The organism is Streptomyces sp. NRRL F-5126 (genome assembly GCF_000721265.1).
Classification (GTDB): domain Bacteria; phylum Actinomycetota; class Actinomycetes; order Streptomycetales; family Streptomycetaceae; genus Streptomyces.
This window is the reverse complement of sequence record NZ_JOFZ01000008.1, coordinates 258,485-273,870: the sequence shown is the minus strand read 5'-3', so window position 1 is coordinate 273,870 and position 15,386 is coordinate 258,485. Positions and strand designations below refer to the sequence as shown.

14 protein-coding genes are annotated in these 15,386 nt (G+C 71.8%); 11 read left to right on the top strand and 3 right to left on the bottom strand.

Features of this window, described 5'->3' with window-relative positions; genetic code table 11:
* The first annotated feature begins 10 nt into the window (after positions 1 to 10).
* On the top strand, positions 11 to 1,483 hold the full coding sequence (locus IH48_RS0119265) for an aminopeptidase P family protein (RefSeq protein ID WP_030905744.1): 1,473 nt from the start codon (positions 11 to 13) through the stop codon (positions 1,481 to 1,483).
* Positions 1,484 to 1,592: 109 nt separating this feature from the next.
* On the opposite strand, the gene IH48_RS0119260 is transcribed toward IH48_RS0119265, so the two are convergent.
* A complete protein-coding gene (locus IH48_RS0119260; RefSeq protein ID WP_030905741.1) occupies positions 1,593 to 2,042 on the bottom strand; it encodes an ATP-binding protein in 450 nt (149 codons plus the stop codon).
* Positions 2,043 to 2,276: 234 nt separating this feature from the next.
* On the opposite strand from IH48_RS0119260, the gene IH48_RS0119255 reads away from it, so the two are divergent.
* The 9 genes from IH48_RS0119255 (at position 2,277) to IH48_RS0119215 (ending at position 12,608) form a co-directional block, all read left to right on the top strand.
* Positions 2,277 to 3,161: a hypothetical protein gene (locus tag IH48_RS0119255; RefSeq protein WP_234434314.1), complete on the top strand. Its 885-nt coding sequence runs from the start codon at positions 2,277 to 2,279 to the stop codon at positions 3,159 to 3,161.
* Positions 3,162 to 3,262: 101 nt separating this feature from the next.
* Complete coding sequence (locus tag IH48_RS0119250; protein ID WP_234434313.1) at positions 3,263 to 4,090, top strand: YcnI family protein; 828 nt, start codon at positions 3,263 to 3,265, stop codon at positions 4,088 to 4,090.
* 172 nt (positions 4,091 to 4,262) lie between these two features.
* The gene (locus IH48_RS0119245) at positions 4,263 to 4,943 is read left to right on the top strand and encodes an SCO family protein (RefSeq protein WP_030905733.1); all 681 of its coding nucleotides are present in this window, start codon (positions 4,263 to 4,265) and stop codon (positions 4,941 to 4,943) included.
* Positions 4,940 to 5,470, top strand: a complete 531-nt coding sequence (locus tag IH48_RS0119240; RefSeq protein WP_030905731.1) for a copper chaperone PCu(A)C — start codon at positions 4,940 to 4,942, stop codon at positions 5,468 to 5,470. The genes IH48_RS0119245 and IH48_RS0119240 overlap by 4 nt, the downstream gene beginning before the upstream one ends.
* 19 nt (positions 5,471 to 5,489) lie before the next feature.
* On the top strand, positions 5,490 to 7,544 hold the full coding sequence (locus IH48_RS0119235) for a copper resistance CopC/CopD family protein (RefSeq protein ID WP_037842526.1): 2,055 nt from the start codon (positions 5,490 to 5,492) through the stop codon (positions 7,542 to 7,544).
* A 127-nt stretch (positions 7,545 to 7,671) separates the two neighbouring features.
* Positions 7,672 to 8,889 carry an iron uptake transporter deferrochelatase/peroxidase subunit gene (gene efeB / locus IH48_RS0119230; RefSeq protein WP_030905725.1) on the top strand — a complete coding sequence of 406 codons (1,218 nt, stop codon included), beginning with the start codon at positions 7,672 to 7,674 and terminating at the stop codon, positions 8,887 to 8,889.
* A 73-nt stretch (positions 8,890 to 8,962) separates the two neighbouring features.
* Complete coding sequence (pheA, locus tag IH48_RS0119225; RefSeq protein ID WP_030905722.1) at positions 8,963 to 9,898, top strand: prephenate dehydratase; 936 nt, start codon at positions 8,963 to 8,965, stop codon at positions 9,896 to 9,898.
* 590 nt (positions 9,899 to 10,488) lie between these two features.
* Positions 10,489 to 11,766 carry a serine--tRNA ligase gene (gene serS / locus IH48_RS0119220; RefSeq protein WP_030905719.1) on the top strand — a complete coding sequence of 426 codons (1,278 nt, stop codon included), beginning with the start codon at positions 10,489 to 10,491 and terminating at the stop codon, positions 11,764 to 11,766.
* A complete protein-coding gene (locus IH48_RS0119215; protein ID WP_030905716.1) occupies positions 11,763 to 12,608 on the top strand; it encodes an HAD family hydrolase in 846 nt (281 codons plus the stop codon). The genes serS and IH48_RS0119215 overlap by 4 nt, the downstream gene beginning before the upstream one ends.
* Positions 12,609 to 12,704: 96 nt before the next feature.
* On the opposite strand, the gene IH48_RS0119210 is transcribed toward IH48_RS0119215, so the two are convergent.
* Entirely contained in the window at positions 12,705 to 13,451 is a 747-nt protein-coding gene (locus IH48_RS0119210) for a 5-formyltetrahydrofolate cyclo-ligase (protein WP_030905713.1), read from the bottom strand.
* On the bottom strand, positions 13,448 to 14,611 hold the full coding sequence (locus IH48_RS0119205) for a helix-turn-helix transcriptional regulator (RefSeq protein ID WP_030905710.1): 1,164 nt from the start codon (positions 14,609 to 14,611) through the stop codon (positions 13,448 to 13,450). The genes IH48_RS0119210 and IH48_RS0119205 overlap by 4 nt, the downstream gene beginning before the upstream one ends.
* Before the next feature lie 323 nt (positions 14,612 to 14,934).
* Here IH48_RS0119205 and IH48_RS0119200 point away from each other — a divergent pair, with 323 nt between their 5' ends.
* Complete coding sequence (locus IH48_RS0119200; protein WP_030905707.1) at positions 14,935 to 15,354, top strand: ATP-binding protein; 420 nt, start codon at positions 14,935 to 14,937, stop codon at positions 15,352 to 15,354.
* Positions 15,355 to 15,386 lie beyond the last annotated feature (32 nt).

The following is a 15,386-nucleotide window of genomic DNA, read 5'->3' as shown; positions in this document are numbered from 1 at the left end:
AGGAGAAGACGTGGCGGACGAGCCCGGCCAGGAGACCCCTGGCACCCCCGACGACAAGCCGATCAAGCAGCGGAAGAACGGACTGTATGCCGCCGTGTCGGACGAACTCGCGGAGAACATGAAGAGCGGCTGGGCCGACACCGAGCTGCGCGGCCTCGCCCCGCTCCCCCAGGCCGGGCAGACGGCCGCGCGCCGCGCCGCCCTGTCCGCGCGCTTCCCCGGCGAGCGGCTCGTGGTGCCCGCGGGCAACCTCAGGACGCGGTCGAACGACACGGAGTACCCCTTCCGCGCATCGACCGAGTACGCGTACCTCACCGGCGACCAGACGCAGGACGGCGTCCTCGTCCTTGAGCCCGCGGGCGCCTCGGGCCACGACGCGACGGTCTACCTGCTGCCGCGCTCGGACCGCGGCAACGGCGAGTTCTGGCTCGACGGCCAGGGCGAGCTGTGGGTGGGCCGCAGGCACTCGCTCGCCGAGGCGGAGCAGCTGCTCGGCGTCCCGGCGAAGGACGTGCGCACGCTCGCGGACGCGCTGTCGCAGGCGTCGGGCCCGGTCCGTGTCGTGCGCGGCCACGACGCGGGCGTCGAGGCGTCGCTCACCGACAAGGTGACGGCCGAGCGCGACGAGGAGCTGCGCTCCTTCCTCTCCGAGGCGCGCGCGGTCAAGGACGAGTTCGAGATCGGCGAGCTGCGGAAGGCCGTCGACTCGACGGTGCGCGGCTTCGAGGACGTGGCACGCGTACTCGACCGCGCCGAGGCCGAGACACGCGGCGAGCGCTACATCGAGGGAACGTTCTTCCTGCGCGCCCGCATCGAGGGCAACGACGTCGGCTACGGCTCGATCTGCGCCTCAGGACCGCACGCGACGACCCTGCACTGGGTGCGCAACGACGGCCGGGTGCGCGCGGGCGACCTGCTGCTGCTCGACGCCGGAGTCGAGACGGACACGCTGTACACGGCCGACGTGACGCGCACCCTGCCCGTCGACGGCAGCTTCACGCCTCTCCAGCGCAAGATCTACGACGCGGTGTACGAGGCGCAGGAGGCCGGCATCGCGGCGGTCACGCCGGGCGCGAAGTACCGCGACTTCCACGACGCCGCGCAGCGCGTGCTCGCCGAGCGGCTCGTGGAGTGGGGGCTGCTCGAAGGCCCCGTGGAGAAGGTGCTCGAACTGGGGCTGCAGCGCCGCTGGACCCTGCACGGCACGGGCCACATGCTCGGCCTCGACGTCCACGACTGCGCGGTCGCGCGCCGCGAGGTCTACGCGGACGGCACGCTCGAGCCCGGCATGTGCCTGACGGTGGAGCCCGGCCTGTACTTCCAGGCCGACGACCTGACGGTGCCGGAGGAGTACCGCGGGATCGGCGTCAGGATCGAGGACGACATCCTCGTGACGGCCGACGGCAACCGCAACCTCTCCGCGGGTCTGCCGCGCGCCTCGGCCGAGGTCGAGACCTGGCTGGCCGGGCTGCGCACGGCCTGACCGCACAGGCGAGGGGCCCGCACGCGGGTGGCCCGTACGCAACGGGCCCGTACGCGAAGGGCCCGTACGCGAAGGGCCCGCAACGGGACGAGGACGCTCCGCTCGGCGGTCACACCGCTCCGAGCAGGGCGTCCTCGCGCCACTTCAGGGTCTTGTCGAAGCTGACCACCGCGCCGTGTCCGGGGCCGCCGGTGAAGTCGACGTGGTCGGCGAGCTGCTCGATCAGGCCGAGGCCGCGCCCGCTCTCCGCCGTCAAGGAGGGCGGGCGGGCCGACGGCCTGACGACCCGTCTGCGCGGGAACCCGGGCCCCGAGTCGGCGACCTCGATACGGCACTTCTCGCCGTCCAGGTACGCGGTGACGCGGTAGCCGCCGCTGTCCGCGGGGCCGTAACCGCCGTGCTCCACGGCGTTGGCACACGCCTCCGTGAGCGCGACCGACAGGTCGAAGGAGATGTCCGGGTCGACACCGGCCGTGTCCATCGCGCCGAGCAGCAGGCGGCGCGCGAGCGGGACGCTTGCCGCTTCGCGCCGCAAGTGCAGAGACCACCAGATGCTCATGCTCCAGCCTCCTGGCCGCGGCTCGACATACCGTTACGTATTGCCCCTCGCACTCCGGCGTAAGCGGGGGCCGCGCGGGAAAGCGCTCGTTCGGCCGACGCGTGGGACGCACCGGCCGTGTATGGGCCGCGCCGTGCCCGGCGCCGCGCCACGAGCCGGGCTCCGCGCCACGCCTGTCCGCATGTGGACCTGCCCCACTGGCGCCGCGGGCGCAGTGCGATGATGGGCACCGCCATGCATCCCGTCGCGCGCGCCGCTGCCGGCGCTCGGCTGTTCAGGGCCGCGGTGTTCGCCGCGGTCTGCGCCGTGCTGTCCGCGATGGGGCACGCGATGGCGGCCTGCGCGCCCGTGCCGTGGTGGGCGGTGGTGGCCGGATTCCTCGCGGTGTTCGCCGTGGCGGCGCCCCTGGCGGGGCGGCCGCGCTCGACGCCCACCGTCGTCGTCGCGCTGACGGCGGGGCAGCTCGGCCTGCACAGCCTGTTCGTCCTCGCGCAGCAGCGGGCCTCCGCGCCCATGCCGGTACACGTGGCGGGCGGCGACGCGATCGTGCGCACCGCGGCCAAGCTGCTGTGCGGCGCGGGCGCCGCGTCCCTCAGCCCCGCGGACGCACGGCGCATCCTCGCCAACGCCCATGTCCCGGCCGCCGACGTGGTGTCGGGGACGGGCGGCGGCGCGGCACTGGCGCAGGCACACACCGTGTCCGGGATGGCCGGCATGCCGGGAATGGGCCTCACATCCGGGACGGCCTTCTCGTCCCAGTGTGCGGGGCTGCTGCCCTCCGTCCCCATGATCCTCGGCCACGTCCTGGCCGCGCTGGCCACGGGGTGGCTGCTGCGCCGGGGCGACCTCGCGCTGCTGCGCATCGGCCGGCTCTCCGCGCAGGGCGCGCACGGGCTCGGCGAGATGCGCGAGACGCTCACCGACGCGGCGCAACTGCGCGCTCTGCGCGGCGCGCTCGCCCTCGTACGGCACCTGCTCGCCGGTCTGCCCACCCACCTGGACGGCGGCGCGGGCCGCGCTCCGCTCCCGTACGACACACCGCCGGGCCCCCCGGCACACACACTCCAGCACACGGTCATCAGGCGCGGGCCCCCGGCGGCGTTCGCGCTCGCCGCATGACGCGACGCAGGCGCTCGTCCATGGCGGACGGGGCGGCGTCGCGGTGCCGACGTGCGACCGCACGTCGCTCCCGTACCACCTCACCCCCCGTGGAGTGTCCTGTGTTCCAAGCTGTGAAGACCCCCGCCCAGGTGGCCCCGACCGCGAGGCGCGGCGTGAAGCGCGCCGCCGTCGTGGGCGGCCTCGCCGGCTCCGCCGTGCTCGTGCTCGCGGGCACCGCGTCGGCGCACGTCACCGTGCATCCGGAGGGCGACGCGGTGAAGGGCGGCTCCGCCGTCGTCGACTTCAAGGTCCCCAACGAGCGCGACAACGCCACGACCACCAAGCTCGAAGTGGACTTCCCGACCGACACCCCGCTCGCGTCCGTGATGCCGGAGCCGGTGCCGGGCTGGAAGATCGACATCACCAAGTCGAAGCTCTCCAAGCCGGTCGAGCTGTACGGCAGCAAGGTCACCGAGGCGGTCAGCAAGGTCACCTGGACCGCGGACAAGAGCAGCGGCGGCAGCGCTGCCGGCGGCATCCCCGTGGGCGAGTTCCAGCTGTTCCCCGTCTCGGTCGCCACGTTGCCGAAGAACGCGGACCAGGTCACCTTCAAGGCCCTCCAGACGTACAGCAACAACGAGGTCGTGCGCTGGATCGAGGTGCAGAAGCCGGGCGCCCCCGAACCCGAGAACCCGGCGCCCACGCTCAAGCTGACCGCGGCGCCCGCCGCTGACTCGGGGAGCGGCTCCTCGGCGAAGGGCTCGTCCGGCTCCTCCAGCGCCTCGAACGCCTCGGACTCCTCCGGCAAGAGCGGGACGGCCCAGGCCTCCTCGTCCGCCTCGGACGGCTCCGACACCCTCGCGCGCGTGCTCGGCATCGTCGGCATCGTCATCGGCGCCGCGGGTGTGGCGTGCGGCGTGCTGATCGGCCGGCGCCGCAGCGCCTGACCCGTACGGCGCCGCGCGGCGGCGTGAGCGGACGCGGCCCGGCGTGGCCGCCCCGCGGACCGCGCCGCCGTCGTGGCGTGCCGGGCACCCGGGCACGCCTGGCCTCGGCACGCGGCGCGCACCGGTCAAACCCCATATTCGCTTTTCCCCCGCACTTTCCCAGGAAAGACCCATGCACAAGAAGCAGCTCACCGCGGCCGCGGCCCTCGTGGCGGCCGCCGCTCTCACCCTCACCGCCTGCGGGTCCGGCTCGTCGGACGCGAACGCCAAGCCGAAGGCGAAGTCCTCGTCGGTCGCCGACGTGTCCGGGGCCCAGAAGCCCGGCGCCGCGACCGTCCTCGACCCGCCGTTCACGAAGCCGGACATTGTCCTGACGGACACGCACGGCAAGAAGTTCGACCTCCGCGCGGAGACGAAGAACAAGCCGACCCTGCTCTACTTCGGCTACACGCACTGCCCCGACATCTGCCCCCTGACGATGAGCAACCTCGGCATCGCGAGGAAGGCCCTGACCAAGGCCGAGCAGGCCAAGCTGCGGGTCGTGTTCATCACCACCGACCCGGAGCGCGACACCCCCGCCCAACTCGGCAAGTGGCTGCCGGCGGCGGGCGACCCGTCGTTCATCGGCCTCACCGGCGACTTCAAGAAGATCCAGGCGGCGGCGCGGTCGATCGGCATCGGCATCTCCCCGCCGGTGAAGAAGAAGGACGGCACGATCGAATCCAGCCACGGCGCGCAGGTCGTCGCCTTCTCGCCGAAGACCAACGGCGGCTACCTGCTGTTCGGGTCGACCACCACGGCCCAGCAGTACGCCAAGGCCCTGCCGAAGATCATCAAGGGGGAGAAGCTGTGATCCGCCGCGCTCCCCTCGCCCTGGCCTGCGTGCTCGCCGCGGCCGGCCTGACGCTCACCGCATGCTCCGACGGCTCGTCGGCCGCCGACGCGAAGGCGCACGCGCCCGAGGCGCCGGCGTCGGCCACGGCGTCCGCGCACCCGGCCGCCGGCGGGAAACCGCACCTCACCGTGGACGGCGCGTACGTGCCGCAGCCCGTCGGCGACCTGGCGGCCGCGTTCCTCGTCGTCAAGAACACCGGCGGGGGCGACGACACCCTCACGTCCGTCACGAGTCCCGTGTCGGGCGAGGTGTCCATACACAAGACCGTCAACGACCGGATGGTGGAGGTGAAGTCCTTCGACGTGCCGGCGGGCGGCACGCTCGACCTGGCGCGCGGTGGAAACCACATCATGCTGATGGGCGTGAAGAAGCCGCTCAAGGAGGGCCGGCACATCGCTCTCGAACTGCACTTCCGGAAGACAGGCGCGATCAAGGTCAACGTTCCCGTCAAGGCGGCCAACTACCAGCCGGCCGCCGCGCAGTGAGTGAGGGGCTCCACACGCCATGAACACCGCCATCGCCCCACCCCCGCCGGGCGGTTACCGCCGCCGCGCCGCCGGCACGTACGCGACGCCGCTGCTGCGGCTGCTGCTCGTCGCCGGCCTGGTCGTCCCTGCCGTGCTGCTGACGTTCGCCGGCAAGGCGTCCGCCCACGCGGCGCTGACCGGCAGCGATCCCAAGGACGGGGCGGTGGTGGCGACGGCACCCGGCGCGGTCACCCTCACGTTCTCCGAACAGGTCACGCTCGGCAAGAACGCGATCCGGGTGCTGTCACCGGACAACAAGCGTGTGGACACCGGGAAGGTCACGGACGTCTCCACCAAGTCCACCGCGAGCTACCGCGCGGCGCTGCGCCCGTCCGTCCCGAACGGCACGTACACGGTGGCGTGGCAGGCGATCTCCGCCGACACCCATCCCGTGTCGGGTGCCTTCACCTTCTCGGTCGGCGCGCCGTCCAAGACGAGTGCGAAGGTCGCGGGGCAGGGGTCGAGCGGCGGCCTCGTCGGCGTGCTCTACCAGGTGGCGCGGTACCTCTCGTACGCGGGATTCGTGCTGCTGGTCGGCGGGGCGGCCTTCGTGCTGGTCTGCTGGCCGCGCGGGGCGTCGGCGCGGCCGCTGCAACGGCTCGTGGTGCGCGCGTGGCTGCTGTTCACGGCGTCGACGCTGGCGCTGCTGCTGCTCCGCACCCCGTACACGGGGTCGGGCAAGCTGGTGGACGTCTTCGACCTCACCGGCCTCCAGGGGGTGCTCGGGACGAAGGAGGGCGCCGCGCTGGTCTCCCGGCTGCTGCTGCTCGGGGCGGCGGCGGTGTTCGTGGCGGTGCTGTTCGGCGCGTACGCGCGACGCGGCGAGGAGAGCGCGGCGGGCGAGCGCAGGGACCTGGCGTTCGGGCTCGGCGCGGGCGGCACGGTCGTCGCGGCGGGCCTCGCGGCGACCTGGTCGCTCAGCGAGCACGCGTCGACGGGCATCCAGACCGGGCTCGCCATGCCGGTGGACATGGTGCACCTGCTGTCGGTGGCGTGCTGGCTCGGCGGCCTCGCGGCGCTGCTCGTCTCGCTCTACCGCGTCCCGTCGATCGACGCCGGGGCGGTGGGACGGTTCTCTGCGCTGGCGTTCTGGAGCGTCGTGGCCGTGGTGGCGAGCGGCGTCTACCAGTCGTGGCGCCAGGTCGGCTCCTTCACGGCGCTTGGCTCCACCACGTACGGGCGGCTGCTGCTGATCAAGGTCGGCCTCGTCGCCGTGATCCTGGCGATCGCGTACTTCTCGCGGCGGTGGACGCGGCGGCTGGCGCAGGCCCCTGCCGCCGTCGTGAGCGCGGAGGCCGCCGAGGAGACGGGGCCGGCGGAGCCGGTACCGGTCGCGGCGGCCACGAACACGACGGACGCCGACACGGTGGACGCGGACAAGGCCGGCCCGGATACGTCAGGCACATCGGGTACGTCAGGCACATCCGGTACGCCGGGGGCGTCGGACGCGCGCGCGGCGCAACTCGCGCGGCAGCGGGCGGCGGTGGCGACAGCACGCGAGAAGCGGCTGCGCGACGCCGACCCGGTGCGCGGCGGCCTGCGCCGCTCGGTGCTCGCGGAGGCGGCGGTCGCGGTCGCCGTGCTCGTGGCCGCCACGATCCTGTCGGACACCGAGCCCGGCAGGACGGCGGAGGCGGCGGCGAAGAGCCCGGCCGGCACCTCGGCGGCCGCCATGCACCACGCGCACGGCCCGGTCGACCTGAGCATCCCGTTCGACACCGGCGGCCCCAAGGGCAAGGGCGTGCTCCAGTTCTACCTGGATCCGGCGCGCACGGGCGCCGACAACGTCATGCACGTCTACGTCAACGGCCCTGACGGCAAGCCGCTCGACGTCCCCGAGGTCAAGGCGAGCCTGACGCTCAAGGCGCACGGGATCGGCCCGCTGCCGATCACGCCGAGCCGGTTCGCACCCGGCCACTGGGCGGCGGACCACGTCCGCGTCCCCATCGCCGGCAGCTGGCAGCTCGCCCTGACCGTCAGGACGTCCGCCATCGACGAGACCACTGTCTACAAGAACATCACGATCGGCTGAGCCAGTGACAGACACTTCGAAGACCTCGAACAGCGCGGGAACGAACGAAAGCGGCAGGCAGCAGAGGGAGGAACACCCCGCGCCGGCTGCCGCGCGTGCGTCCGGGGCGCGCGTCAGCCGGCGCGGCGTGCTCGGCGCGGTGGGCGCGGGCGCGGTCGGCGGACTCGTGGCCGGCGCGGGCGGCGGGATCGGCGCGTACGCCGCGACGCGGCCCGCGGCGCCCACACCGCTGACCCACCTCGGCTCCGACGCCGTCCCCTTCCACGGCACCCACCAGGCCGGCATCTCCACGCCGATGCAGGCCGTCGGCCACCTCGTCGCCTTCGACCTCGCGCCGGGCGCCGGGCGCGCGCAGGCCATCGCGCTGCTGCGGCGCTGGACGGCGTGCGCGGCGCCCCTGACCGAGGGGCGCCAGGCTCCGGGCCACGACACCGACGTCGCCCTCGACGAGGGCCCTGCCGCGCTGACGATCACCTTCGGCTTCGGCCGCAGCTTCTTCGACCGCACGGGCCTGGTGAAGCAGCGGCCCGTCCAGCTCGATCCGCTGCCCGCGTTCTCCTCCGACCACCTCGACCCGGCCCGCAGCAACGGCGACCTGTGGATCCAGGTCGGCTCGGACGACGCGCTCGTCGCGTTCCACGCGCTGCGCGCGCTGCAGAAGGAGGCCGGGTCCACCGCGCGCGTGCGCTGGCTGATGAGCGGCTTCAACCGGTCCCCCGGCGCCACGGCGCACCCCATGACCATGCGCAACCTGATGGGCCAGGTCGACGGCACCGGCAACCCGAAGCCGTCCGAGCCGCGGTTCGGCGAGGAGATCTTCGTGCCGCGCAAGCCGCACGGAACGCTCGCCAGCCCCGCGTGGATGGCGAACGGCTCGTACGCGGTGGTGCGCCGCATCCGCATGCTCCTCGACGACTGGGAGAGCCTGCCCGTCAGCAAGCAGGAGAAGGTCATCGGCCGCCGCAAGTCGAACGGGGCGCCGCTCACCGGCGGCACCGAGGACACGGCGATGGCGCTGACGAAGAAGGGCCCGGACGGGGAGCTCGTCATCCCGGCCGACGCGCACGCGCGCATCGCGCAGCCGTCGACGAACGGCGGGGCGGCCATGCTGCGCAGGTCCTACTCGTACAACGACGGCCTGCGCGGCGACGGGAAGCCCGACGCGGGGCTCCTGTTCGTCGCCTGGCAGGCCGACCCGCTCAAGGGGTTCGTGCCGGTGCAGCGCAAACTCGACCGGGGCGACGCCCTGTCGGCGTTCATCAGGCACGAGGCGAGCGGTCTCTTCGCCGTGCCGGCGGGCGCCGCGAAGGGCGAGTACGTGGGGCAGCGGCTGATGGAGTCCTGACGGCCGGGACGGCTCCCGTCTGACGGGCGGGACGGCCCCGCCCGAGGGGTGGGACGAGCGCTAGTGTGGCCGCATGTCGGCCACGCGCTATACGTATCTCGGGCCCGAGGGCACCTTCACCGAAGCGGCCCTCCGCACCCTCCCCGAAGCCGCCACCAGGGAACTCGCGCCGATGGTGTCCGTACCGGCGGCGTTCGACGCCGTGCGGGCGGGCGAGGCGGCGGGCGCGTTCGCCGCGATCGAGAACTCGGTGGAGGGCGGTGTCACCGCGACCATCGACGAACTCACCGGCGGCGAGCCGCTGATGATCTACCGCGAGGTCCTGCTGCCGATCACGTTCGCCCTGCTGGTGCGGCCGGGCACGGCCCTGTCCGAGGTGCGCACGGTGACGGGCCACCCGGTGGCGCAGCCGCAGGTGCGCGGCTGGCTGCGCGGCCATCTGCCGGACGCCGCCTGGGAGTCGGCCGCCTCGAACGCGGACGGCGCGCGCCTGGTGCGCGAGGGCAAGTACGACGGCGCCTTCGCGGGGGTGTTCGCCGCCGCCACGTACGGCCTCGAACCGCTGGTCACGGAGATCCACGACGCGGCGAACGCGGTCACGCGCTTCGTCCTCGTCGGGCGCCCGGGCCGGCCGGCGGCCAGGACGGGCGCCGACAAGACGTCGCTGGTCATCTGGCTGGGCGAGGACCAGCCTGGCGCGCTGCTCGACCTGCTCCAGGAGTTCGCGGTGCGCGGGGTCAACCTGATCCAGATCCAGTCGCGGCCGACCGGCGAGGGCATGGGGAAGTACTGCTTCGCCATCGACGCGGAGGGCCACGTCACCGAGCGCCGGGTCTCGGAGGCACTGATGGGGCTGCGGCGGATCTGCCCGCAGGTGCGCTTCCTCGGCTCGTACCCGCGCGCCGGGGTGTCGCCGGCGGACGCGCGGCCGCCGCGGGCCGGCACGTCGGACGCGGACTTCATCGAGGCCGCGGAGTGGCTGGCACGCAGCCAGGACGGCCGCTCCTGAGCGACGGAGCAGGCCGGACACGTGTGTCTTCGGCGCCGGAACGCCGAGCCTGTGGATAACTCGGCCAGTTATCCACAGCCCCGAGTCTCGACCTGAGGACAAGTCGACAACGCGGGACCGTTTCATCGACAAATGTCCGGAGTCACCCTTTCCCTGTCCACAGGATGTGCGGAGGGATGAACATCCTCACTCCCGGTGACCGTCTCCCCAGAGGCATCATTCCCACCCGAAGGAGTGGGAATTGCAGGTTTGAAAGTGGATTTGTCCGACTGGAAGCGCCCGCGGGAAATGATCATTGGCATTGTCCACAGAATCTTTCCCCGCCCTGTGGATAACTTTGGAAAAGGTTACGGCCTCTGTGGACAAGACCCGCCAAGTGCCCCCGCTCACAGGGAACGTGGGTCAAGGCAGACGCGGCCCGCTACCCCCGACCGGGCAATTCGGGCCGTCTCGTTGACCGACGTCGACGCAAGCAATGATCATTTTCCGGCACTCCGCGCAATCACCTCTAATTCCGGCAAGAAAGACAAAACGCCTCCCCTGTGGATATCAGGTCGGCCGGGACGGCGACCACCGGTAGCCTTGGCCGGGTGATTGACCTTCGCCTGCTCCGTGAGGACCCCGACCGTGTCCGTGCCTCCCAGCGCGCCCGTGGAGAGGATGTCGCCCTCGTCGACGCCGTGCTCTCCGCCGACGAGCGCCGCAGGTCGTCCGGCCTCCGCTTCGACGAGCTCCGCTCCGAGCAGAAGTCGCTCGGCAAGCTCGTCCCCAAGGCGTCCCCGGACGAGAAGGCCGAGCTGCTCAAGAAGGCCGAGCAGCTGAAGGCCGACGTGAAGGCCGCCGACGCCGCGCAGCACGAGGCCGACGAGGAGGCCAGGGCGCTGCTCCTGCAGCTCGGCAACGTCGTCCACCCCGACGTGCCGGTGGGCGGCGAGGAGGACTTCACGGTCCTGGAGACGTACGGCACGATCCGCGACTTCGGCGCGGAGGGGTTCGAGCCGAAGGACCACCTGGAGCTCGGCGAGGCGCTCGGCGCCATCGACATGGAGCGCGGTGCCAAGGTGTCGGGATCCCGCTTCTACTACCTGACGGGCATCGGCGCGCTGCTGGAGCTCGCGCTCGTCAACGCGGCCGTCGCGCAGGCCACGGCCGCCGGATTCACGCCGATGATCACCCCGGCGCTGGTGCGCCCGCAGGCCATGGAGGGCACGGGCTTCCTCGGCCAGGCCGCGGGGGACGTGTACCACCTGGAGCAGGACGACTACTACCTCGTCGGCACGTCCGAGGTGCCGCTTGCCGCGTACCACATGGACGAGATCATCGACGCGGACAGGCTGCCGCTGCGCTACGCGGGCTACTCCTCGTGCTTCCGCCGCGAGGCGGGCACGTACGGCAAGGACACCCGCGGCATCTTCCGGGTCCACCAGTTCGAGAAGGTGGAGATGTTCTCGTACACCACGCCGGAGGACGCGCAGGCAGAGCACCTGCGGCTGCTTGAGTGGGAGAAGGAGTGGCTGCTCTCTCTCGGCCTGCCCTTCCAGGTGATCGACGTGGCCTCGGGCGACCTGGGCGCGTCCGCGTCGAGGAAGTACGACTGCGAGGCGTGGATCCCGACGCAGGGCAAGTACCGCGAGCTGACGTCCACGTCGAACTGCGACGGGTTCCAGGCGCGCAGGCTGTCGGTGCGGATGCGGGACGGCAAGCAGGTCAGGCCGCTCGCCACGCTCAACGGCACGCTCTGCGCGGTGACGCGCACGATCGTGGCGCTCCTGGAGAACCACCAGCAGGCCGACGGATCGATCTGGGTCCCCGAGGTGCTGCGGCCCTACCTGGGCGGCCGCGAGCGCCTGGAGCCGGTCGCCAAGTGAGCACCGAGCGCGGCGCGGCGCCGTTCCCGTACCGGCTGGTCGCGACCGACCTCGACGGCACTCTGCTGCGCGAGGACGGCACGGTCTCGGCCCGCACGCGCACGGCGCTCGCCGCCGTGGCCGGGGCCGGCGCCGCGCACGTCGTCGTCACGGGCAGGTCCGTGCCCTGGACGCGCGACATACTCGACGACCTCGGCTACGAGGGCCTCGCGGTCTGCGGCCAGGGCTCGCAGCTCTACCACGCGGGCGAGCGCAGGCTCCTGACGTCGCTGACGCTCGACCGCTCCGTCGCGCGTCTCGCGATCGCCAAGGTGGAGGCCGACCTCGGCCCGCTGGCGCTCGCCGTCAGCCAGGACGGCACGGACGGCACCGTCCTGATGGACGAGCGGTACGTCCTGGGCGGGCGCAAGACGGACCACGCGGCGGTCGTCGACGACACGGCCCGGTTCTGGGACGCGCCCGTCAACAAGGTCTACCTGCAGCACCCGCGGCTGACCGACGACGAACTCACGCGCGAGGCGCGCGGCGCCGTCGGCGGCCTGACGGACGTGGTGATGGCCGGCCCCGGCGTGGTGGAACTGGTGCCCGTCGGCCTCACGAAGGCACGCGGCCTCTCCCTCGCGGCACGCAGGCTCGGCGTGCGCGCCGACGAGGCCATCGCGTTCGGCGACATGCCCAACGACATCCCGATGTTCGCCTGGGCACGGCACGGCGTGGCGATGGCGGGCGCCCACGAGGAACTGCGCGCGGTCGCCGACGAGATCACCGCGTCCAACGACGAGGACGGCGTCGCGGTCGTCCTGGAGCGGCTGCTCGCCCACGGGGGCGTGGCCGGGGCCTGAGCACGACGGACTGCGCGCCAGCCCTTGGCCGCATCTCCTCTCCACCGTGTTCCCTCGGGAGATCGCTGCTCTTCGCCCACCGCCGCCAGCAGGTGGTCAGATGCCGGCCCGCGGTGCGCGGGCTGCGAGCACCGGGATGGATGCGATCTTCCGGCTGTCCAGGTGGTCCCAAACAAGTCCGGACGGCCGGTGAGGCGCGGCGCAGCTGATGGTCCGCTCGGGCGTCACGATCACGTCGACGCCGACATCATGCGCGGTGGCAGGCAGGTCGTCGTCGAGAACCTGCAGCCCATGCACGGTGGTGACGACGATAGTGTGCTCCCCGATCAGTCCTGCCTCGGTGAGGAACGCGAACTCCAGGTCGGAGTAGCCGGCCCCCTTGCCGATCCGTACACCGGCTCGGTTCACGGCCACGCTGCCCAGCACCACCATGTCCACCGGTCTGAGGGAGTCCACCCCCACCTTGGGGGCGATATCGGCGGCGACACGGCTGGAGGCGGCTTCCGCCGGCGGGACGGTGAGCGCTGCGGGATCGAGCAGGTAGAAGGGGTGGAGGTCCGCCAGCTTGGGTACGGCCATGAAGACGGTCTTGCCCTCGGACAACGCGAGGGCGCGGACAGGAAGCTGGGCCTTGTCGGGCACGGACTTGATCACCGCGGCGTCCTTCCAAGCAGGTAGCTCGGCGAGCCTGGCGGCGGCCTCCTGAGATCCCTTGAAGTTCGGAATGCGCCCGTGGACGGTGTCGTCGTGAGTGACGCCCTCAGCGTCGAGGACATCCCACACATGCTCGCGCACCTGCTGCTTCTCGCGATCCACGTCCGCGAACACCTGGTGCTCCCTCATCCCGCCTCCATCAATGCCATCAGACGATCCTGCGCCTCCTGTACCGCGTTCTCGCCGCGCCAGGGCCGCAGTTCGCGTGCGGCACGGAAGACCAGGTTCATTCCACCACCTCCGCGAGTCCCCTGAAGCTCGTCGACGGCGTCATTGAACACGGGGAGTGCGGCATCGAGGTCGCCCTGGCGGATCGTGGTCAGCGCCAGGTTGCCCAGGACGATCGCCCGTGACTTGCGGCGACCTCCCATCCGCGTAGCGCTGTCCCGTAAGAACTGTTGTGCCTTGTCGTAGTTTCCGAGTGACAGGTAGCAAGAGCCCGCGAGGCGCCCGAAGTGAGTCGGAGTGAACAGTTCGAAGCCGGCGTCGGTCCCGTTAGAGCGTTCGAGGTGCTTTTCAGCACCCAGCAGAGCGCTCTCGCATGCGCTGTGTTCGCCCAGGAACGCGTGGGCCTCCGCAGCGTGCAGGAGAGCGAGACCCGACAGGGCATGGCTGGTCCTGCGGGTGGTCTGCGCCGCATGGAGGGCGAGTTCGAGTCCCTGCCGGTGGTCATTTGCTCCGTACAGGGCGATGTAGCAGGTGCGTAGCAGAGCATGTCCTTCAGTCGCCGGGTCCTGCAGGTGGCGCGCCAACTCCACGCTCTGCGCGTAGTAGGCGCGCGCCGACTCGTGGTCGCGCCGCTGTGACGCGTCCCAGACCAACTGCCCCATGAGCATGGCCGCATCGGCTTGCAGGGAGCGCAGTTCGCGCTGAACGCGGCCGGCCGGCGCCTCATCGGCGAGGAGCGCGATCTGATGGAGCTGTTGCCCGGCATCCGCGATGAGTCCCGCCGAAGGGACGGTGTCGTATCGGCCTGTCAGGTCACCCATTGCAGAGCGCATCTCCGCAGCCACGACGAGATCGACTGCCGACGGGTTACGCAGAGCGCGGCTCACGCGCTCGGTCCGGCTGGAAGCCGTAGGTGCCACGGTCAGCAGGTCGTCCAACGTCTCGGTGCTGATCCGGAAGAGGCGCGCCAGGCGGGGTCTTTGGTACGGAAGGGGGCTCGATTCGGCGGACTCCCAGCGCCTGACCGTGGAACGCTCGACCCCGAGAGCTTCGGAAAGGGACTCCTGGGTGTAGCCCAGAGCACGACGGCGCCGCACGAGTGCGTGCCTTTTCACCGCCACGGGCGTTCCTCCCCAGCCGTCCACAGTTTTCGCGGCACACCGTTGTCCCCGGCAGAGCACGGGTGTGCCCCATCGTTGCGCCGCCTCCGCCCCAATTCTGCTCTGGTATCGCCGGACAGGAAGCGGTTCCTTGGATCTGCTCCCGCGGACGCACCGCGCGGGCCGCCCGTGCTTCCGCCGACGACTTACAAGGAGACCTGTTGCCGTGGACCCATGGCTTGAATCCGGATGTGGCGCGCCATCATGCGCCGCCGCAGGCGACTTGCCCGCCCGCCGCCCCTCCCTCTGGCGATGCCGCCTCAACAGGAGGGAGATGAGGACGCGTGGCTGAGTCGTGTGAAACCCGGTTCAGCCGCGCGGCCGCTTCCATCGGCGATGCCCGAGCATTCATCCGCGACGCGCTTCCCGTCGAACAGTTCCGTGACCGCATCGACGACATCACACTCTGCGTCTCCGAACTGACCACGAATGCCCTGCAGCACGGCACCCCTGCTGGTCGCCTCTTTCTCGTACGCGCGACCCTGGACGAGAGAGTCCTGCGCATCGAAGTGCACGACGCGTGCGAGAGTCGGCCGCGACTTCGATCACCGGACGACGACGATATGTCCGGGCGCGGTCTCACGCTCGTCGCCGCTCTCGCCGATGGCTGGGGGACCGCGCCTCGGAAGGGTCTCGGCAAGATCGTCTGGGTCGAGTTCAAGGTTCCCGCCTCGATGTCCGTGCGCGAGCCTCAGCCATGCTGACCGCCGCTCTAACCAGAGGGGTCTCAGCGTCA